Origin of the sequence: Paenibacillus yanchengensis, from assembly GCF_042684845.1 — a bacterium.
GTDB lineage: Bacteria > Bacillota > Bacilli > Paenibacillales > Paenibacillaceae > Pristimantibacillus > Pristimantibacillus yanchengensis.
The window spans coordinates 65,662-85,809 of the sequence record NZ_JBHUMH010000063.1; the positions used below are offsets into that span (position 1 = coordinate 65,662).

Below are 20,148 nucleotides of genomic sequence, written 5' to 3' on the forward strand. Positions count from 1 at the left end.
CAGCCTTTATTTTACATCATACTTATTATCCTAGAAGCTTAAGAACGTTTTGTGGAACAGAATTCGCTTGTGCAAGCATAGATGTTCCAGCTTGTACGAGAATTTGATTCTTAGTGAAGTTAGTCATTTCAGCAGCCATATCTGCATCGCGGATACGTGATTGTGCAGCAGATAGATTCTCAGCAGTAACACCAAGATTATTAATTGTGTGCTCAAGGCGATTTTGAACCGAACCAAATGTAGCACGTTGCGCTGATACAGTGCTGATTGCAGCTTTGATTGAAACAATCGCAGCAGTTGCAGCAGTTGATGTTTTCACATTCACAGCATCAAGAGATAAACCAGAAGTACCTTTTGTCATATCGCCAAGTGTAACAGAAATCGTATCTGCGTTTTCACTACCCACTTGGAACTTAACTGCGTCAGTTGAATTCAACAAGTTAATACCGTTAAACGTTGTTTTCGTAGCGATATTGTCGATTTCATTAATCAACTCTTGTACTTCCAAATCAATTTTATCTCTGTCAAGATCTTGATAAGTACCGTTTGTTGCTTGGTTAGCAAGTGTGTTAATACGTTGTAGCATGGAATGAACTTCAGTCAATGCACCCTCAGCAGTTTGGATCAAGGAGATACCATCTTGAGCGTTGCGTTGTGCTTGGTTCAAACCGTTGATTTGAAAACGCATTTTTTCTGAAATCGCTAGACCAGCAGCATCGTCAGCTGCACGGTTAATACGGTAACCAGAAGAAAGTTTTTCCATCGTTTTGTTCATAGATAGGTTGTTACCAACCAAGTTACGGTGTGCGTTGATTGCACCTACGTTAGTATTAATATACATACAGATCATCCTCCATGATGATTATTATTGTCGCATCCTTGCGACTACTATATATATCGACATTCGCATTGAAAAAGTTTATAGATACTACGAAATTTTTATTGTTTTTCATCCATATAGAGTGGCGTAACGTCATATTGGGTCATCCCGCCATAACCACGTAGTGTCATTTGCTTCTTTTTTAGTTTAAGCATCAAATCTGCATCGGAATTCTTTATTTTCTCCAGCTTATTTTCTAGCACTTTAGAAGCGTTAATCATAAAAACTATTTTACTTTGTATTTCATCAGCTAATTTATTATCTAACACAAATTGATTAGCTAGTGAACTGGTTATATTGTCTATATTTGACTGATGGGTTGCCCATCGTTCTGTTAATTTAATATACTCATTTAGTAACTTTTCATCGTCTGATCCAATAATTTTATCCAGTAATATATTTTGTGAAGTTAAAATGTGACTAAGTTCTTCATAGTTTTCTAATAATATTTCAGAGGCACTTCTAACCATTATTAATCGACACTTCCTTACCGAGCTCTTCCCAAGCTTGTTTTATTTCGGTTAATAAGGTAATGGACTCTTCTATATGAACTATGTCTTTATTTATATTTGCCTTTACTAATATATCGATAATATACATATAAATATTTTGTAGATTTGCAGCTAGGCTACCTCCAGAATCATGGTTCAAAGTTGCTACTAACTCATAAATAATGTCCTGCACTTTTTGCAATAAACGATTAGATTCCTTTATATCGTTCTTATTTATCGCAACAATTGCCTGCTGGCTATATCTTATAGCACCTTCATACAACATCAATATTAGTTTATGAGGAGAAGCTGTTTCATATTTGTTTCGTTGGTAAACTTGGTAACCATTCCTATTAGGAAACATTTCACTCATCTCCTGTAGCTTTCTAAAATACAATTACTAGCTTATTTTTTGTTAGGCACTAAAGCTGCTAACTGGTTAGTTAACCAATCTTGTTGGTTTTTCAAAGAAGACAAAGCAACTTCCATAGCCGCAAATTTCGCCTTTAATTGTTGCTCTTTTGAAATTAGTTTTTGATCCATAGCAATTAATCTATCGTCCACAAATCCGATTTCTGCATCATAACCTTTTATTTTGGAACTTAGCATACCATCTGATGATCTCGTTAAATTTTGTAATTGTTTATCTAATTTCATCATAATTCCCGAGTCAATATTATGAAATAAATCCATAACAGCTCCTGAATTTTCTGTTAGTTTATTTTTAAATGTTTCCTTGTCAAAATTAATTTTACCAGTCATTAAATTACCAACGGTAACTCCTTTATCAATTTCTAAACCTAAATCTGTCATCATTCTAAAACCCTTTTGATCTCCTGCCATTTCATTAAAGATGTTGTACAAATCATCACTGATAGTACGAAGCAAACTATCTCCTTGTAGAGGATTCATTTTATCTTTATCCGCTGGTTTTGCTAAATTATCCCGTACTAGTTCTATAACATCATTGTATGCATCAACAAATTTTTGTACTTTTTCTGCTATCTTCTCAGTATCTTTAGTTATCATAATACTACTAGACTCTTCTTTATTTAACTGAAAATTTATTCCATCTATCACATCATTAATCGCATTCGATGATCTAACAATTTTCATACCATTAATAGTGACAATGGCATCTTGTGCCTCCTGTGTAGACCATTGTAAATAATCATCACTAACAGTAGGCCCTGATGCAGGATCTTTCACTTTGTCAGAAAAATTAAATTTTGACTGAACTCCAGTGCCAGTAGATTGTAATGTAAGTGCCATTTTTCCATTAGAAGTTTGTAGTATTGTAGCGGAAACCCCATTTTCGCCATTTTTATTAATTTCATTTTTAACAAACTCCAAAACGCCTTTATTATTTGTTACAGAATCTGGAACTTCTATCTTTAATTCTTTTCCATTCATATTTAAACTGAATGTTCTACCAAGAAGCTCACTACCGCTTTCTACTATCTCTTGTGAAGTAATCATATGACCTTTTGCTAATTGATCTACGGTAACATCGTAGTTACCAGTAGCTGTATTATCTTTCGCCGTTACTGTAACTGCCTCACTATTAGAACTTTTAGCAGTGTACAAATTAAAAGAACTTGACATTTTAAAATCAGCCACTATGTTTTTCAACGTTAGTAGCTTCGTGTTAATATTTCTAAATATCGTTTGCTCTGACTGCAAATTTTTCTTATTTGTCTCCAACTTTTGAAAAGGAATTCGTTCCAATTTCATCAAATCTTGTATAATTTTGGTCGTGTCTAATCCAGACATTAACCCATCAATACTAAATGACATATATATCACCTACACTTTCTATTATCTTTTTTCATCTATAAAAAATCCGATCATTTCTTTTAGCTTTCCAGCTAATTCGATCATATGCTCCGAGGGAATACTCTCTATTACTTCTTGCGTACGAGCATCTATTATCTGTGTATAAAATTGTTCTGCCTCTTCGCTAAACTTAATACGAAAAGAACGATCCAACGCACTGAGTTGATTATTCACTAGTTCTACTTCCTTGTATAACTTTTGTTTATCCTCTTCAGTTAATTGTCGCTCTGCCTTTTTCTGTCCCAGCACTTCTACTTCTTGTTGCTGTCTAATGTTTAATTTTTTGTCTGTAGAATTAATCTGGTTCCAATCCCGATCGGCTCCATCCATTCGATTGATTGCGCCCAGCATTCGCATCACATCCTTACTTTTTTTTAAATATATCTAGTATTTTTTCCTTTTGTTCATGCTGTTGTAGTATCGCTTGCTTATTTTCAGTTTCAATTTCCTCATACAATTCAGATCGTAAAATTTGTATATGTTGTGGTGCTTCAAATCCTAGTTTAATAACATCACCTTCAACAGCTAAAACATGAACTTCTATTTCATCACCAATTTTAATTACTTCTCCCACTTTTCGTTTGAGAACTAGCATGTATCCAACTCCTTCATGATAAGTTTCTCGCGAATAGGATACTTAGGATCATGAATAATATATTGACATCCTTTGTTACTAGAAGTAACTAATAAAATTGGTGCTTTGACATTGATATATGGTTGGTCATCTACTATATGCACAATATAAAAGAGAGAGAGATCTGTTGGAACGGTTGCATTAAGCAATTCAATCGTTTGCTGATCCACCTTAAATTCCATCTCTATAGCTACAATGGATGAAGGTACAAGTAAAAAGCTTACTTCATCTTCTAAAGCGTGCAGTACATAAAGTGCCGTGTCTTCATAAGCAAATAAGGCGTAGCTCGATATAGCCGAAAACCCGATTATTCCTTGCTCAAATTGATACACTTGATCTTCTGTATATAATAGATCTCCATAAATCGGACTTTTGATCGTATTCTCCATTATATTACTTTGTTCCATGTAGCTTCCCCCCACTTACCTATAGCTTCTAACGTATATAATCAACCAACGAAACACGCATAATTTGTGATCCTGTAGCTAGTGATGCTTGTAGTATGTTTTGTTTTAATTGTAGTTCGATAAAAGTACCTGGCATATCCGCACCACCAACTTGCGCACGTAACTCTTCCAAACTAAGTTGTTCATCCAAAATACGCTCTTCGATGAGTGAAAAACGATTAGTACGAGCACCGATCTCTGCCGAATTGGTCAATATTCGATCAGCAGCTCCATCAATTTTCTCCATGTCGCTAGATAATGCTATAATGTCGTTATTAGATAAGTTATTAATAATTTCGTCAAAAATTTGAAATACGTTATCGCTTGGTACAGCAGGCTGTCCTCCAGCTGCTGGTTTACCAGCCGTTCCAAATATGTCTTCGCCTGTTATGCTGACTGGCACAGTAACAGAAGAACTAACGTTCAAATAGTATAGTCCTTTGTCTGTTTGCTCATAAGCAGCACCGTCATTTGTATAGGGAGGTAGGTCAGATTTTTGTCCGTTAAAGATAAAGCGTCCATTATACGTACTATTTCCGATAGCTACCATCTGTTCTTTCAGTTGTTCTATCTCTGCTTTAATATGTTGCCGAGCATCATCCGGTGTTGTATCTGTCGCCGCTTGTTGGACTAGCACTCGTGTTCGTTGTAATACTTTGTTCGCTTGTTGCATCAGATCGTCCATCTGATTAAGCCAGCCTTTTCCGGTACGAGCATTTTCTAAAAATTCTTTGCTGCGATCAAGCTCCGTATCATATCTCATCAAGTACCCTATCCCTACCGGATCATCTCCAGGTCGGTGGATACGTTCACCTGTTGCAAGTTTGTTCTGTAAGTCTACTAGACCCATGTTAGTGTTACGCAAGTTTTTGAGAAACTGTGTATTTTGCATCATGCCTGTTACACGCATGTCGATACCCTCCTTCAATGCTGCTTTTTCCTATTTAACGTCCAACTACACCCATCTGATTAATGATACGATCGAGCATTTCATCGATGGCGGTCATATTACGAGCCGCAGCGTTGTAGGCATGTTGGAAGCGGATCATATCGGCAATTTCTTCGTTGGTGTCTACACCACTTACTGCTGATCTTCTAAAGTTTACACCATCCACCAAGTTCATTTGGTTGGTATAGTTACGAGTTGCATTGTTAGCTGACGTTCCAAGCTCACTAACCATTGCCCGGAAGAAATCGTCTGTCGTTCCTTCAGATAGCGATGTTTGACCACTCGGATAAGTAAACGTTTTGTCACGTAGTCCAGCCAGTGCATGTGCAATATCGCCATTACCTCTTATCGTAACCATATTGCCATTGGTATCTAACTCGTATTTGCCAGACGCTGCTATTTTGTTGGTATCTGCGGCAATTTCCGGATTCACTTGAATATTCGAAATGTTAAACGTACCGCTACCGTCCGTTGTTGTAAAAAATGGTAGTCCTGTTCCTGACGGTTTTTCCATCGTATAGCCAAGTTCATGAACACCATTAAAGCCATTCACTTCAAATGTAACGCTCGATGTAATCGTCGTTCCTGCTGGTATCGTATTGCCAGCTGTAATCGTTTGTTTATTGCCGCTTGCATCTTCGACTTCTACGTCATTTTTCGCTACTCGATCTATATTAGTCGTATAACCATTGGGTAGTGTAATATCCACTTTTCCATTTACTAAAGTATCGATTAATCCGTTCAGTTGGTTTCTTGTTTTGTTTACTTCATCTATCGCTTTTTTGTAACCAGCAATTTCACCAGATGTAATGGCAGCTACACTACCTTGTTCAAGCGGAGTTGCCGTAATGCCATTCACCACTTGATTACCCGATACGTAGACAGATACCATTCCATTCGGATCTTCCGTATATTGCATATCAACGATTCCACTTAACTGATCTAATAATAGGTCGCGTTGGTCACGATAGTCGTTAGCGTGATCGCCCATCCGCTCTGTTTTGCGAATGGTATCGTTAAGTTGCGCAATATTGTTAATTAAGCTGTTCGCTTGCCCAAGTTTAATCTCAATATTTCGCTCCGCATCCGCTTGCAGTGTATCTAATGATGTATCCATATGATGCAAAGTATTCGCCATATTCGTTGCTGATCCGATAAAATCAATTCGTGCACTCAACAGCTGTGGGTCACGATTTAATACTTCTAGTGAGTTCCAAAATTTATCCATAACCGAACTTAAACCGCTCTTGGACGGTTCATTAATAATTTTTTCGATTGCTTTCAGCGCTTGGTCATGTACATCCCACATACCTAATTGCTGATTCTCTCTTCTAAACTGCAAATCAAGATAGTTGTCCCGTACTCTCGTTATACTGGTGTACACGACACCTGTCCCTAGCTGACCTGGCGTATTCTCACGTTGTAATCCTGGAAAAGCAAGCGGTCTTCCCGCAGCCATATTAACACGTTGCCGACTGTAGCCTTCCGTTGCAGCATTCGCAATATTATGCCCCATCGTATTAAGTGCTGTTGATTGCGTAAATAACGCACGTTTACTCGTTTCCAGTCCATGAAATGTTGATCTCATAACTAGCGCACACCCTCCTTCTTCATCCTTCTAAGCTTTGTGGTCGATAATACCTCTACGTTTATTCGTTTCCACATGCATGGTAGGTTTTTTGTACGTATATTCTTCTTCATCTGCCCCAAGGACAGCATCCAATGTCACATTTACAAAATCTAACGATTGCTGTATAAGCAGTTGATTCAGTTCATTTTCTGCTTGCAGTCGTCTTGTAATATCTTCAATCTGTTGCTGCAACTGTATCAACTCTTGTTTTTCTTCTGGATGAGATACTACCTTTACCAAATCACTTAAATTAATTTTCAATTTGGGACGAAGCCCTTTGTCTCGCTGAAATGTGATCGCCACTGCTTTGAAACTAGCTTCATGCTCTTCCAACGTTTTGACCAGCTTTGTCTCCTGCGCTACAAATGTCGTTAAAGCAGTAATTTCATTGCTTTTTATTGCTTGTTGCTTTTGCATTGCAATATCGTACAACGACTCATACATATGTTTCATGGAGATAAGCGTATCGGCAAGCTCGCGGAATGACATCGTACCACCTCTAACTTTCTTTCGAAACTATATTAAGAACGCAAGTACGGCAATAATTTTTCTGCAATTTTTCCCGCTTCTACATGATACGTGCCTGATGCTACAGACTGCTTCAATTGTTCAATATGCTTACTGCGCTCGGCTTGATTAAGTTGGCTACTTTGCAACATTTCTTTCGCCTCCGGCGATATTTGTACTTCATCTTTGCGACGTTTCGTTCCGAATTGTTCTGCACGCATTTCTTGCTGTAATTTATATGGATTTGCTATGCCACTCACTCTGCCGCTCTCATTAATCTTCATCACTTCACCTCATTTATAACCAAAAATACGGAGCAACCCGTTGCGCTACCTACGTTTATCCTGTTGCTATTCTCGGTCTTCCTTCATCTATGTTAATGGTATTATCGGTTGTCAAATAATTTTAGTTTAGAGCAATTTAACTATCAGTCTCGATTTTTGTAGCTATCTAACCCTTTATATATCTGTTTTTTCTTATCCAACAGTTCTTGCTCTAACTTTTTCTCACGATCTTCCGTTCGGCGTAATTCATTCGTATCTTTCACCAGACGAGTTCTACAAGCGTCACACAAGTGACTATTGCGAATCATCGTACCACAGGAATCACACGGATAAGTCATGTTCGGTGCATCAGCGATGGAAATACGTCCTTCACGAACGAACTTCGATATTTGTTTGATCGTTACGCCAGTTTCTTCGGACAACTCTACAATGAAAGCTCCTTTATTTTTACGCAAATATTCGGCACAACGTTCATATTCCTGATCAATTTCTCGAATACAATGCGGACACACATCCCGAAAATTTTTGGCAAATAGCTTACCACAACGAGGACAATTATCTAAAGTCATAACTTTTAGCCTCCTTCACTAGACGTTTACTATATAATATAGTACTTCACGCACTATCCATTCACTACTACTTTTATCGGCATTTACGCCACTGATTATTAGAGAAATGACTACTATAACTGAAACATTTAAAAAGGTAAACAACCCAGGCTGCAGCATCTGCACAGCTCTGTATCATTTACCTTTCCTCAATTGTCGAATGTTGTCAACCTTTCCCTAACTCATAGGGAGAAAATTGTTGAAACAACCGATACATCGCAACAATTGTCTGTTCTTTTGTAAATAAAGCTTTCGGATGAAAATATTGCTCATAATCTCCTTTTAACAAACCTAACTTCTCTGCCTCATAAATGGCACTTTTCGCCCAGCTCGATATAGCATCATCGTCTACATAGCGGAACTGCGTTACAGTGTTTTGTTGTGCTGGTGTCCCAATTTCTTGATCCAAATAACGGTATAAACTAAGTAAAATCGTCGCTGCTTGCTCGCGATTGACTGTTTGCTTTGGCGAAAATAGCTCTTGACTTGTCCCGTTAACTATCCCGTGTTGATAAGCCCAATGAATAGCTGGAGCTTTGGCATCTTTAAATGGCGTTGCAACACTCTCATATTGCTCCATCATTATTTGCCGTTGTGACACCACTTCTACAAGCTGAGCTGCCATTTCCACAAAATCATAACGTGAAATACTCCCTTGATAACCATAGCTTTGTTTCGTAAGTAGCAAACCCGCTTCACGAGCTTTTTTCCCTGTTGGCTGCGCCCACTTACTTACACGATCGTACGAATTGGGTTGCTTCACAACAATATGTACATAGCTTTGCGTATCAAAGTAATTGTTATATTGCAGCTTCACTTGACCAGGAGCTAATGCCGTCACTTTACCATTGGAATCTACTTTTACTACTTTTGACTGAGAACTCTTCCAACGGGATGCCGATTTCGCTGCTCCATTCGCCACCAACGGCTGTAATGTTTCACCGACTTCCATCGTAATCATATCTCGTGGCACTAAAGAATGTAACAATGGAAAAAACGTTGTCTCATACGAAATTTCTGCTTGCTCACCGGTTTGTTTAAATAGTCCACTAATTAGCACCGTAAATCGATCATCCTCAGCAAACTCTCCGACCGCATCCGGTCGAAATATAATAGCAAACGGGCTACCATACCCACTCGTCTCTACATTAAAATATTTGCCTGACGTATCGCGATTATTTTTGTCAAACCGCCATCGTTTCTGATCTCGCTCCCGTACCAGCTCCACCGTAATCTGACTCGTTCGTTTATTGTTGTACACTTCTGGATGAAGTAAAACAGACCAAGGATCTTGCTCCTCAAATACTTCCTCGGGAAAATAACCAGCCGCCGGCCAACTAATATAATCGTAAGTAAACGTCGATGCTTCTCGACTATTATCCATCACATACATGGCAGAGTGCGGCACACCATTTTTATAGGACACTGCATTCGCTTTAGGCTTGGCAAACACAAATCCAAACATCGTTTGCTTCATCCACGGGTTCAAAATATAGCGACGATGCGCAACATTTTTAATGTTCGTACTGTCCTGATCAGACATATACCCGATGACACTATCGTACAACGTCGGGCTACCGTAATATATATTACTATGGCTCGTTGCCTTATACCCTTGCTCATACTGCTTTTGTGCCATCTGTGCTGGTTTATTTGGCGTATGACTCATCGACTCATTCAATGCATTCACCAATGCCCCTGTTTGTTGCTGCTGTTCTAGCGTCCAATCTAACGTAACGTCATGCGGAATTCCTGCCAAATAACGTACAAAATTAACCGCCTTTAGCCCATCCTCCACATACACCTTTTTCAACTTGCCCGCCTTATAAGGTGTGGTCAGCTGCGGCTTCTGCTCGAATATCGTGGAATTCGCCATATATTCGCCGCCAATATCGAACGGCTTATATTTGCTCCACTGCACCGCAATATCATATTTGGAACGCGCCATCAGTTGCTCTTGTGGTGATTTCTCCTGCTTTATTTGGCTTTCTACTTGCACTGGACGTTTTGCTGATACTATTAACTTTTCATGCTCAACTGAAGCTGCTTGTTCCGCCGCCACTTGCCCTTGCGGATAAACTACACTCAAACCAACAATGATTACAACAGCCAACCCAATCACGCCATGTAGCACGAGTTGTAGAGTCGACTTCTGATGTACCTTTTGCTTCAACAGTAACGGTAACTTAAAATGTGAAGGTAACTTCACTGCATGTGATCGCTGGCGAGTATTTGGTAACAAACGAATCTAACACCCTTTCTTCCTCTTCGAAAAGATTAGTTAAAACAGCACCACTAACCTACTTTCATAGTACTCGTACTCTATGAACAATATACAGATGCAATACTGATATAATACTGATATATTACTATAACTCTACCAACGATATTGTCTTGTTTCAACTAGGACCTTGCCCATGTAAGAACATACAGCTCCACCTGCGACAAACCACACTGCGCCGCTGTCCGAATAATCGCTTCACAACAAGCATTTGCTGTCGTTCCCGTCGTGTAAACATCATCTATTAATAACAATCTGATCGGGCGTTTGTCCGACGATTTTACTACCCTTTTCCTTGTAGATAAAAAGTAATAAAACAACTGTAATTGCTCCGCACATCCCTGAAAAACGTTCGCAACATTTTCTACTCGACCTACTCTCGGCTGTAAACTCATTTTAACACTATGCTTGATCCGTTCTACCGCTCGTAATAAAGGAAGATCATACCGCTTCGCCAACCACTGTGCTAATTGCTCCGCTTGATTAAACCCTCGCTCATTTAACCTCACTTCACTAAGCGGAACGTATGCAATGGCATCCCAACACTCTCGGACAACTATCGGTGACGATGTCGTTGCCTTCGCCATATGCTGGCGCTCTCTACTTATTATTTCATCGGTTAATTGGTGGAAACTAGCTGCAAGCATAGGAGCCAGCCTAGTTAGTAGCTGTTCATTGCCACGATATTTATATGCTGCTAGCCACTCCTTCATCCGTTCATCATACTGCACACTACTGCGATTACAAACAAAATAACGCCGCTTCCGCCGCTCACAATCCAAACATTGCTCCGCTTTTCCGCATACGAAACAACGAATCTCTTTCTGCCACGGAATTGTTGCACAACATGATAAGCAGAGCGCTAGGCGAGATGTGAGTAAAGAGCGAATCAGCGTATGCCCATGAGCATAGCGATAAGCGGAGGATAGTGGGGCAGACGATACTAATTGTTTGTCAAAAGATATTTCTTTCTCCCTCACTGCTGTATACAAATAACCACACTGTTCACAACGCTGTTGAGCCGGGCTAAGCAATCCCAGTACTTCTTGCCACCCTTTACGCCAGCTCTTTTGCACATTACTGTAGAACGATTGTTTGACCTGCAACTTGATCCCCATATTGTCCCTATACCTTTCCAGTTTAAATATACCCCAGAAATCGTCTTAACCGCACCTTTTGTTATACTGATCTTTGTTGTTTCTCTGATAACAAGTACCCTTTCCGTTTTGCTATTCGATTCATTTGACGTATCTGTTTGATCGCTTTGCGCTGCGCTTCATTGTAATGCTCTGCACAAAAATATACCTTCCCCTCAGGATCATCCGCCAACCTCCCCGCTCGCCCTGCCATTTGTACCAATGACGCTTCATCAAACAATGCCCCATCCGCATCCAAAATATAAACATCACTCCGAGGAATCGTAACTCCCCGCTCCAATATAGTCGTTGTTACAAGTAAACGAATAGTACACTTCCGAAACTGGTCTACTTTACTCGCCCGTTCTTTATCCTGAGACGATGTGGCTGCTATCGTAAACTCCTCCTTACCAAGCCCGACCTTCCTTAATAACTGTCTTAGTAAAATAGCAAACGGCTCTGTCTGTTCAATTCGTTGCAAAAAAACGAACAACTGCGCACCACGCCGCCAACTTCGCTGTATCGCTTGCAGCAATTGGGGATGAAGCTGACGATTTACCAACATGGTGGAAACAGATTTAGTCACTATCATTTGCGGAACAGGAAGAGGATGACGATGATAACGAACGGGCACTCTCACATGAGCAAGTTGACCTCTTTTGGCTGCTTGTTGCAACTCCCGAGGTGGTGTGGCGGACAAAAATATCCGCACTGCTGATTTCCGTGCCGCCTTCGCCGCCGCATAATGGAGCATAGGATCATTCACATAAGGAAATGCATCTAATTCATCTATAATAACCAAATCAAAACTAGCAGAAAAACGTAGCAACTGATGCGTTGTCGCAATCGTAATTTCTCCTTGTTCCCAGCGTTGCTCGCTACCACCATACAAAGTCGTCACCCGATAATCAGGAAATGCCCGGCGCAAACGAGGATCAAGTTCGATTACTACATCACGCCGCGGCGTTGCAATTAGCACTTTACCACCCCGAAGCACCACCGACTCTACTAACGGAAAAACCATCTCGGTTTTCCCTGCACCAGTCACTGCCCACAGAAGGCATTGATTTTTATACTTTGAATAAGCACCATTCTGCCTGCCAAATTCATATCGAAATCTATCACTAATGTTAGTTTGGAAGCCGGTTCTCGCTCTATTGCCCTGCCCACTTTGCTCCATTTGCGCCTCTTCTATATACTGTAACGCCGATAACGCCGCATCCGTCTGCGCTGGACTCAACCCCCACTTCTTTAATCGTGCCAATCGCTCCATACTCATCTTTTTTTCTACTGTAACTGTTTGACTTACTTTTCTTTTAAATTGATACATCCGCATATTGGAATTACCTCCACCTTGCACCAGCAACGTACACGCTCGACTACGCCCCATCGTTAAACATTGTTCACAATAAGCACAAGCCGACTCTCCGCACGAAGCGCAGTTAGAATAGCGAATATACTCCATACTTCCACATCGCAAACAACGATATCGTAGAGATAGCGTCCGCTGAAAGAACGAGAGTGGTTGCCTAGGCAAATCCTCAAGCATTTCTAACGCCGTACTTCTCTGCCATTTTTCTATTAAAAAGGCAAGCTGCACAACAGCCATCCCCTCTGCTATATCACTTACCACTTTCGTTGTATTCGCTTTCAATACACTGTCCGCACCTACACCAAATATATCTAATACTTCCTCTGCCAATAACGAACGCCCTTGCAATAAGTGACTTGTATCTAACACCTTGTTTAAAAGTTGTGTCGCTTGTTCGGTAGTCCAGCTTTTCCCCGCCCCATACTGCTGCAAATCAACACAAACCGTTTTTTCCCCTAAAGCAAACACAGATCTGACCGCTACAGCTGTATAACGTAATGCTTGTGAACGCTCAAGATCGCTTCCCTGTTCAAATTTCAGCGATTCATCTTCGTGTTGTTCACGAAATTTCTGCCACCGCTCATATTCACCATCCTTCAAATGCGTGTCGTACACTTGATCCCCATCATTTTGACTTTTCCTTTTCGAAGCACTAAATTGCTCATCGTAATTTTCCGTACATACTTGTTTCACAAGCTTAAAAAAACGGTGCCTCATCGCAGTTGGAGAAGTTGAAGCTTTTTTCTCAAGCTGCTTTTGAACATGAGTTTCCTCCCTCCGATTCCACATGTAAGCAATCCGCTGCGCTTGACGAAACGATATAGTATAAGTGAACAACCAGCCTTGTCCAGCGCCAATCAACTTGTCCTCTTCTTGCAACCTATCCGCGATATCTCCATACCAATAGTGAACATCTACCTCTATACTATGACTCGTATACGCTCTCCAACCTTTCCCAGTCTGTATAACATACACATGTGCCCGCAGCTTCCTTCACTCCCTTCATCCTCATTCATGCTCTCGTTTCCACTATTGTTATCATCGCCACTGTACCCTCATATTGTTTCTTTCAAGACTATTCCTTTATTTCATCACTTCAAGGCGTATCCCTTTTACTCAGTAAATAGAAAAAGCACACCAAAAGCGATTATTCGCCGTCAGTGTGCTTCACATAATGTTATTATATAACCTGGCAGGAATGCGTACAAGTATATTTTCACGCCATCTCCTATTTTTACAACGCATCATAAAAGAAAACACTTCTTCCTTTTGACAACGTCCTCGTAGCTATTCTTCCCTTTATTTCCGTATCCCTTTTACTCAGTAGGCTTAAAATTACAATCACTGAACGATATGGATACGACATTTATGCTGTAAAGTCCCTACCACTGAGCCATGGGGATATACCATATATACTGTAATATACCTACCACTGAGCCATGGGGATATACCATTTAACTGAATGCCACTGAGCTAAAGGGATACGCGATAAAAGTAGTTTAACGATAGGTGATCAGTAGTAGGGCAACTGCTGCAAGTCTTCTTCTTTGTTAAGATCAACAATAATAACTTTAGCGTTCGGAGTAATTATTTGTGCGTGAATAAGTAGTTGCTTGCGTCGATCCGATGCAGTAGACTGGAGCAGCTGCCATACGCTTACATGCTCATTTCCATCGATTAGCTCATCCCCAAACAATGTAATATCTCCGTATTTTTGTGAAAATTTCTCTATAAGCTTTCGTTGTTCGGATGACAGGTGGTGATGAATAATAGTTAATTTAACATTACGACCAGTTAGTCTCGAAAAAGCAAAGAGGGAGCGTAGATGCCATTCTATATCGGAAGGATAGATTCCTAAAATAAAAATAAAATGCCTTTCTTTTTGCCGCCGTAAATGGAAATGGAACTTCATTCGAGATTGACACGATTGACGAGATTGGTAAAATCGACTAGATCGGTGTGAATCGCTAGCTTGTTGAGACTTTCGATTTTCTAGGTCATTACTCTCTGTTTCAACTTTTGTTGTCGTAACATCAGTTTTATCGTTGCTGGAATCATTAGGTGATGCTTCTATATTAATGTTTATCATTTTCGACTCTAACCAGTACAGCGCATGTACTAACAAACCGGCGAGGGCGTAGCAACCTAAGACTGCTAATAAAATTACCCACATAGCGGATTCCTCCTTCTCCTTCCACTACTCCACTATATGCGGCAAACGCCCTGACGGTTACGATGGATTAAGCACGCAAAAAAACCAACTGTCGTATGTCGCATGGCTTCCATCTCACAGTTCAATTCGCGAGAAATTTTGACATTGCGTTTCTACAACAGTTGGCTCTATTTTATTGTTACTGCAACGTTACCCAGCCATTTTTAATTGAGTTGACGACAGCTTGGGTACGGTCATCGACTTCCATTTTTTGCAGGATGCTGCTGACATGGTTTTTGACTGTTTTTTCGCTGATGAAGAGGTGATCTCCGATCAAACGATTGCTTTTTCCTTCTGCCATCAAGCGCAGTACTTCTACTTCACGACGAGTAAGCGGGCTTTCTTCTTTACTCATATGTTTAAATCGTTCGCTGCCAGTAACGTGCGCTACAACAGAGCCGGATTCCTCCAAGTAGGTCATGCGGCGCAGTTGATGAATCAACTTTCCGGTTACTTTTGGATGGATGTATGAGTCGCCATGGGATACAGAACGAATTGCGTTAATTAGCGCTTCCGCTTCCATATCTTTGAGCAGATAGCCGCTCGCTCCTTTTCGCAGTGCTTCGAATACATAGCTTTCATCATCGTGAATCGATAGAATGATTACTTTGATTTCGGGAAAAGCTTGTTGCAATCTTTCGGTTGCAGCTACCCCTGTTTCGATCGGCATATTAATATCCATCAATACAATTTCTGGTTGCTGTAGTTGACAAAATTCTAGCACTTGTATTCCATCGCTACATTCACCAATTACTTCTAAATCATCTTCCATATTCAATATACGTTTTAAGCCTTCACGGAATAATTGATGATCATCCGCTAGCAATATTTTAATTTTTTCCTTTGTAGAATCTGGATTTAAATTCATTGAGACCATTCTCCTTCCCAGTGTCTGAGGTTATTGGTATAGCAATCATTATCTTAGTACCTTCTCCAAGCTTGGATTTAAATTCAATGTGTCCATTGATTAATTCCACCCGCTCCCGCATACCTACTAGTCCGAAACGACCACTTTTCGTTAAGCTCGCTTGTTTGCCAGCAGATCCATGTTTGTCCTGTCCAAAACCGATGCCGTTATCTTGAATTAGCACAGACACAGCTTTTGCGGTAAATATAAGCTTTAGTACAACACGAGTAGCTTTGGAATGTTTGGCCACATTAGAAAATGCTTCTTGCACCAGTCGAAATACCGCCGCTTCAATTGCTGATGGCAACCGAGACTCTCTGCCCTCATTTTCGAATTGAGCTAAAATTTTTGTTTTTTCTTCAAAATCATGAGCAAATTTGCGTAACGCTGGTACTAATCCCAAATCATCGAGAGCCATTGGACGAAGATTGAAGATGATTTTCCTTATTTCCTCTAGACCGGCACGTACTTGCCCTTTCAAATCAGAAAGCTCTAGCTGAACAAGTTCGAACTGCTCTTTGAGCAACATTCGTTCGGCAATTTCGGTTCGCAAGGCGAGGTTAGCAAGCGTCTGGGCAGGTCCATCGTGAATTTCACGTGCCATCCGTTTGCGCTCTTCTTCTTGCGCCAAAATAATTTTGAGCCCTAACAATTGTTTCGATTGGGCAGATTCAATAATACGTGTAACCTGTGTTAAGTCTCCTGACATATACTCAAGCACAACGTTCATTTGCGATGCTAGCATCTCTGCTCGTTCTATTGATTGTTCTGCACTTTGAATCCGATATTGCAGATCGTCTCTACGTGACTTCAGATTCGTCTCTTTCTCTCGAAATACGAGTAGCTCACTATAGATAGTAGTAGCAGCTTCATATGCTTGTTTCATATCGTATTCGTTGTAACGTTCAAAGTCTCGATTAACTTCCGTCAGCTTAATACGAGAATAACGATAGTCAAGCTCTAGTTGATCGACTTTCTCGATAACTGCTCTTGTCTCCTGCAATACTTGTTCTAGTTCCTGTTGTATGGCTTCCATTTCTTGACGAGCTAGATTATAAATGTGATAGATTTGCTGTTTACTGCTTTCCATCATATTAATCGTATTTGTCAGTACTTCTTCCAGATCAATAGTAAGATGGTCCATTGACGGTACCCCTTCTTCAGATAAAGTTCTTAGCTCTATCATATCATAAGACTTACGAACGATCTCTGATTTGCTATATCGTTTTTTACTGTATCGTTATTTTTTTTGTTGCATTGTTAAAGCCTACTTTTAAACCTAATTGCTCAGATACGAAGCGTAATGGTGCAAGTGTTCGAGTATTTTCAATATATGGTGCTACTTTCGACACTAGTCGTTTTCCGTTATGCACATACTCTTTTTTCCCGATGTACATCTCGATAAAATTGCTACCGTGAATAATTGTTACTCGTTTTTGCTTATTATCGTATTTCACATCTGCTCCAGTCATCTCCGATATAAACCGAAGTGGAACGTACGTACTATTACCCTTTAGTACTGGCGCAGCATCGAGTGATACTTTGCTACCATTAACAGCAGCTTCTTTCTTCCCAAGTGTCAGTTCTATTTTAGCTTGGTTCGTTTGTGCCACGACAGTCGAAGATAGTACTTTCATATTATCGATATAAACTTGACCACTTGCCGCTTTGCTCGGATCTACTGCTTTATCTACGGTGACAACATATACACGTTTCAATTTAAGAGGATACGCTAAGCCACTTGCCGGAAGATCAGCTCGAACATTTTTCCAGCCGCTCCAATCCAGCTTTTTGGCAATATCCAAATAATGAAGTTTGTTATTCGCATCTATCACTTCTGCCCGGAGCCAATTGTTACTACTATCGCTATACACATCCATCGTCAATGCTGTCGGCGTACCCGGAAGGACGATGCCACCATTATCGCCAAATGCAGCATAAGACGCTCTCGTTCCTGTTCCTTGTGAGAAATCATAACTAATTTCTAATCCTTTACCTGCTTTATCAGCTGGCAACTTCGTTACTATTTGAGCATTTCCACTCGTTACACCCTTTGGTACAACTTGAGCCGTCACTTTGTTACGATTATTTTCAAAGTCATCAATGATGACTGCACTTTCACCTTTGACAACTGGCAACATCGCTCCGAATCCATCATATCGAGCAATGACATAACCGCTCTCTGCTTTTGGATCAACGGATTGAATGTGAATAGCACCTTTTTCAAATTTCCCTTTGAAGCCGATGAACTCCCATTCTAACTGATCGCCGTTAACGTTATAGGTTTTGCCATTTTTCAATGTAACGACTACTGGCACTTCAAAACGGTTGCCCGCTTCTAATTTCGGAACTGCAACGTTTAATTTCATGGAATCAATTTGTGCTGCACCGACAACTTCGATCGAATGCTTTTGTTTTACCCCATTAGCTGTTGCTGTAATTGTTCCTTGACCAGCTTTTGTAGCGACGAATTGATTGCCATTCATCTTACCAATTGCAGCATCTGCTGACCATTTCACAGCTACACTACTCATATCTAGCGGATTGTAGTAGTTGTCATAGCCTTTAAGACTAAGTTCCGTAGATTGCCCGATAAGCACGGTAGCATCTCCTGCTACAAGCATACCTTCCAGCTTGCCTTGCGGTGCTGACGTAAATACGCCAATCCCGTTCGCTACACTACGCATCGACCCTTGCTGGACAGGATGAGACTGTGTAACAGCAAAGTGTCCTAAGGAACGATCAATCATCGTCGTCGATCCACCGCCATCGAGGTTAATCCCTTTGAATACCCCTAACTCTACCATCACTTTCTGCAATTCAGATAGACTTAGTCCTGTATTAGAGCCGTTACGTTCGCTCGTAATTAAATATACTTTTTTCCCATCTTTCGAATAGCCGACCGCTGATCTTGACGTATAAGAATTACCGCTTACTCCAGCTACGTTTCGTGAAAACTTAGCCGCTTTACCTTGATCAACCAAAATCGTATGTCCGCCAATCATCATTTCGAACGATGAAGGGTCAACTGCTTTGCCGCTAGTCGCTGATTTCAACGAATAAGTAGAGGTCAAAGCATCTCCGATTTGTAAATTACTTTGCACGAATTTGGCAGCTTCCCCATGTGAACGTAAAATATAGCCATTAGCAGGAATTGGATCTTGTAGCGGAGTACCGCTAGATATATTTTGAATAATACCATCGACTACTAACACTTCTGTCGGAGTTGTTCCTGACTTCGCTGGTCGTTCCGCTCCGTTCCAAGCACTCGTATAAATAAACATCGCATTGGAATGACTATTGATCGTGCCACCTAATTCTGGAACATAAGCCGATTGATTTATACCGGTCAAAGGAAATGTTGCACCATTAACTGCCGTTACTGCTCCTTCGAAAGCATATGTATCAATAGTTGCTATTCGATCTTTCGTTACACCGAAGGCGTACATGCCTTGCAAGCGTGATGGAGTAGACAATAACGAACCACTTGTAATTTGTGCACCAAGCGGTGCTCCTTCATTCGACATGACGTACACATCACCGTTAATGCCAGCTACTGCATTATTATCTTTGACCATATTTAGAATCGTGTTTTTGGCAGCTACTTGATTATTTTTGCCACTGATTGTATTAAGTGATACATGAGGATTCGTGAGGTTGACTTCAATGACATGAACACTCGTGTTCACTGTTGATTTGCCACGTTTTGTCGTAAACGTATAATCATAACGTTTGGCTCCTGCTGTAATAACGGACTCTTGTTTCTTCTGCAACGATGCGGCGGCAACTACATATGGCGCTTGTCCACCAGTAAACTGCTGCGGTAACCAAGTGCCAACTGTCTGGACAATCACTACTGCTCCCAAAGTGACAACAATCGCTTTTTTGCCAGTAGTGCGAAGGTAACGACTAAGGATGCTCAACTGGTTTTTCATTTGTTTTATTACTCTCCTATCTCATCTTATCTCTATTATA

Annotated in this window: 19 protein-coding genes; all 19 read right to left on the bottom strand. The window is 40.5% G+C overall.

Annotation, left to right across the window (positions count from 1 at the left end; genetic code table 11):
• Window positions 1–25: 25 nt before the first annotated feature.
• On the bottom strand, window positions 26–847 hold the full coding sequence (locus ACFSTH_RS19275) for a flagellin N-terminal helical domain-containing protein (RefSeq protein WP_377773935.1): 822 nt from the start codon (window positions 845–847) through the stop codon (window positions 26–28).
• Between the two features lie 92 nt (window positions 848–939).
• A complete protein-coding gene (locus ACFSTH_RS19280; RefSeq protein WP_377773703.1) occupies window positions 940–1,350 on the bottom strand; it encodes a hypothetical protein in 411 nt (136 codons plus the stop codon).
• The gene (fliS, locus tag ACFSTH_RS19285) at window positions 1,343–1,735 is read right to left on the bottom strand and encodes a flagellar export chaperone FliS (protein ID WP_377773705.1); all 393 of its coding nucleotides are present in this window, start codon (window positions 1,733–1,735) and stop codon (window positions 1,343–1,345) included. Before fliS ends, ACFSTH_RS19280 begins: the two co-directional genes overlap by 8 nt.
• A 41-nt stretch (window positions 1,736–1,776) precedes the next feature.
• Window positions 1,777–3,168 (bottom strand): flagellar filament capping protein FliD, encoded by a 1,392-nt coding sequence (fliD, locus tag ACFSTH_RS19290; RefSeq protein ID WP_377773707.1) that lies wholly within the window; start codon window positions 3,166–3,168, stop codon window positions 1,777–1,779.
• A 21-nt stretch (window positions 3,169–3,189) separates the two neighbouring features.
• A complete protein-coding gene (locus ACFSTH_RS19295) occupies window positions 3,190–3,558 on the bottom strand; it encodes a flagellar protein FlaG (RefSeq protein ID WP_377773709.1) in 369 nt (122 codons plus the stop codon).
• A 13-nt stretch (window positions 3,559–3,571) separates the two neighbouring features.
• Window positions 3,572–3,802, bottom strand: coding sequence for a carbon storage regulator CsrA (gene csrA / locus ACFSTH_RS19300; protein WP_377773711.1), 231 nt, complete (start codon window positions 3,800–3,802; stop codon window positions 3,572–3,574).
• Window positions 3,796–4,248 carry a flagellar assembly protein FliW gene (gene fliW, locus ACFSTH_RS19305; RefSeq protein WP_377773713.1) on the bottom strand — a complete coding sequence of 151 codons (453 nt, stop codon included), beginning with the start codon at window positions 4,246–4,248 and terminating at the stop codon, window positions 3,796–3,798. The genes csrA and fliW overlap by 7 nt, the downstream gene beginning before the upstream one ends.
• A 28-nt stretch (window positions 4,249–4,276) precedes the next feature.
• Window positions 4,277–5,197 carry a flagellar hook-associated protein FlgL gene (gene flgL / locus ACFSTH_RS19310; protein ID WP_377773715.1) on the bottom strand — a complete coding sequence of 307 codons (921 nt, stop codon included), beginning with the start codon at window positions 5,195–5,197 and terminating at the stop codon, window positions 4,277–4,279.
• Between the two features lie 34 nt (window positions 5,198–5,231).
• Complete coding sequence (flgK, locus tag ACFSTH_RS19315) at window positions 5,232–6,824, bottom strand: flagellar hook-associated protein FlgK (protein WP_377773717.1); 1,593 nt, start codon at window positions 6,822–6,824, stop codon at window positions 5,232–5,234.
• Between the two features lie 30 nt (window positions 6,825–6,854).
• Entirely contained in the window at window positions 6,855–7,355 is a 501-nt protein-coding gene (locus ACFSTH_RS19320) for a flagellar protein FlgN (RefSeq protein ID WP_377773719.1), read from the bottom strand.
• Window positions 7,356–7,387: 32 nt separating this feature from the next.
• Window positions 7,388–7,657, bottom strand: a complete 270-nt coding sequence (gene flgM / locus ACFSTH_RS19325; RefSeq protein WP_377773721.1) for a flagellar biosynthesis anti-sigma factor FlgM — start codon at window positions 7,655–7,657, stop codon at window positions 7,388–7,390.
• Between the two features lie 143 nt (window positions 7,658–7,800).
• Window positions 7,801–8,226 (bottom strand): TIGR03826 family flagellar region protein, encoded by a 426-nt coding sequence (locus ACFSTH_RS19330; protein ID WP_377773723.1) that lies wholly within the window; start codon window positions 8,224–8,226, stop codon window positions 7,801–7,803.
• Between the two features lie 205 nt (window positions 8,227–8,431).
• Window positions 8,432–10,507: an S-layer homology domain-containing protein gene (locus ACFSTH_RS19335; RefSeq protein WP_377773725.1), complete on the bottom strand. Its 2,076-nt coding sequence runs from the start codon at window positions 10,505–10,507 to the stop codon at window positions 8,432–8,434.
• A 161-nt stretch (window positions 10,508–10,668) separates the two neighbouring features.
• Window positions 10,669–11,652 (bottom strand): ComF family protein, encoded by a 984-nt coding sequence (locus ACFSTH_RS19340; RefSeq protein ID WP_377773727.1) that lies wholly within the window; start codon window positions 11,650–11,652, stop codon window positions 10,669–10,671.
• 73 nt (window positions 11,653–11,725) lie between these two features.
• Window positions 11,726–14,029 (bottom strand): helicase-related protein, encoded by a 2,304-nt coding sequence (locus ACFSTH_RS19345; RefSeq protein ID WP_377773729.1) that lies wholly within the window; start codon window positions 14,027–14,029, stop codon window positions 11,726–11,728.
• A 538-nt stretch (window positions 14,030–14,567) separates the two neighbouring features.
• Window positions 14,568–15,227, bottom strand: coding sequence for a hypothetical protein (locus ACFSTH_RS19350; protein WP_377773731.1), 660 nt, complete (start codon window positions 15,225–15,227; stop codon window positions 14,568–14,570).
• Between the two features lie 178 nt (window positions 15,228–15,405).
• A complete protein-coding gene (locus ACFSTH_RS19355) occupies window positions 15,406–16,134 on the bottom strand; it encodes a response regulator (RefSeq protein WP_377773733.1) in 729 nt (242 codons plus the stop codon).
• Window positions 16,097–17,317: a sensor histidine kinase gene (locus ACFSTH_RS19360; protein ID WP_377773735.1), complete on the bottom strand. Its 1,221-nt coding sequence runs from the start codon at window positions 17,315–17,317 to the stop codon at window positions 16,097–16,099. Before ACFSTH_RS19360 ends, ACFSTH_RS19355 begins: the two co-directional genes overlap by 38 nt.
• An 85-nt stretch (window positions 17,318–17,402) precedes the next feature.
• Window positions 17,403–20,108, bottom strand: a complete 2,706-nt coding sequence (locus ACFSTH_RS19365; RefSeq protein WP_377773737.1) for a stalk domain-containing protein — start codon at window positions 20,106–20,108, stop codon at window positions 17,403–17,405.
• Window positions 20,109–20,148 lie beyond the last annotated feature (40 nt).

What these genes read in the sequence shown, in the direction of transcription:
- fliW (WP_377773713.1), bottom strand. Translation starts at nt 4,248, where the DNA reads ATGGAACAAAGTAATATAATGGAGAATACGATCAAAAGTCCGATTTAT.
- flgK (WP_377773717.1), bottom strand. Translation starts at nt 6,824, where the DNA reads ATGAGATCAACATTTCATGGACTGGAAACGAGTAAACGTGCGTTATTT.
- ACFSTH_RS19295 (WP_377773709.1), bottom strand. Translation starts at nt 3,558, where the DNA reads ATGCTGGGCGCAATCAATCGAATGGATGGAGCCGATCGGGATTGGAAC.
- flgM (WP_377773721.1), bottom strand. Translation starts at nt 7,657, where the DNA reads ATGAAGATTAATGAGAGCGGCAGAGTGAGTGGCATAGCAAATCCATAT.
- ACFSTH_RS19330 (WP_377773723.1), bottom strand. Translation starts at nt 8,226, where the DNA reads ATGACTTTAGATAATTGTCCTCGTTGTGGTAAGCTATTTGCCAAAAAT.
- csrA (WP_377773711.1), bottom strand. Translation starts at nt 3,802, where the DNA reads ATGCTAGTTCTCAAACGAAAAGTGGGAGAAGTAATTAAAATTGGTGAT.
- fliS (WP_377773705.1), bottom strand. Translation starts at nt 1,735, where the DNA reads ATGTTTCCTAATAGGAATGGTTACCAAGTTTACCAACGAAACAAATAT.
- ACFSTH_RS19350 (WP_377773731.1), bottom strand. Translation starts at nt 15,227, where the DNA reads ATGTGGGTAATTTTATTAGCAGTCTTAGGTTGCTACGCCCTCGCCGGT.
- flgL (WP_377773715.1), bottom strand. Translation starts at nt 5,197, where the DNA reads ATGCGTGTAACAGGCATGATGCAAAATACACAGTTTCTCAAAAACTTG.
- ACFSTH_RS19355 (WP_377773733.1), bottom strand. Translation starts at nt 16,134, where the DNA reads ATGAATTTAAATCCAGATTCTACAAAGGAAAAAATTAAAATATTGCTA.
- fliD (WP_377773707.1), bottom strand. Translation starts at nt 3,168, where the DNA reads ATGTCATTTAGTATTGATGGGTTAATGTCTGGATTAGACACGACCAAA.
- ACFSTH_RS19280 (WP_377773703.1), bottom strand. Translation starts at nt 1,350, where the DNA reads ATGGTTAGAAGTGCCTCTGAAATATTATTAGAAAACTATGAAGAACTT.
- ACFSTH_RS19365 (WP_377773737.1), bottom strand. Translation starts at nt 20,108, where the DNA reads ATGAAAAACCAGTTGAGCATCCTTAGTCGTTACCTTCGCACTACTGGC.
- ACFSTH_RS19360 (WP_377773735.1), bottom strand. Translation starts at nt 17,317, where the DNA reads ATGGACCATCTTACTATTGATCTGGAAGAAGTACTGACAAATACGATT.
- ACFSTH_RS19320 (WP_377773719.1), bottom strand. Translation starts at nt 7,355, where the DNA reads ATGTCATTCCGCGAGCTTGCCGATACGCTTATCTCCATGAAACATATG.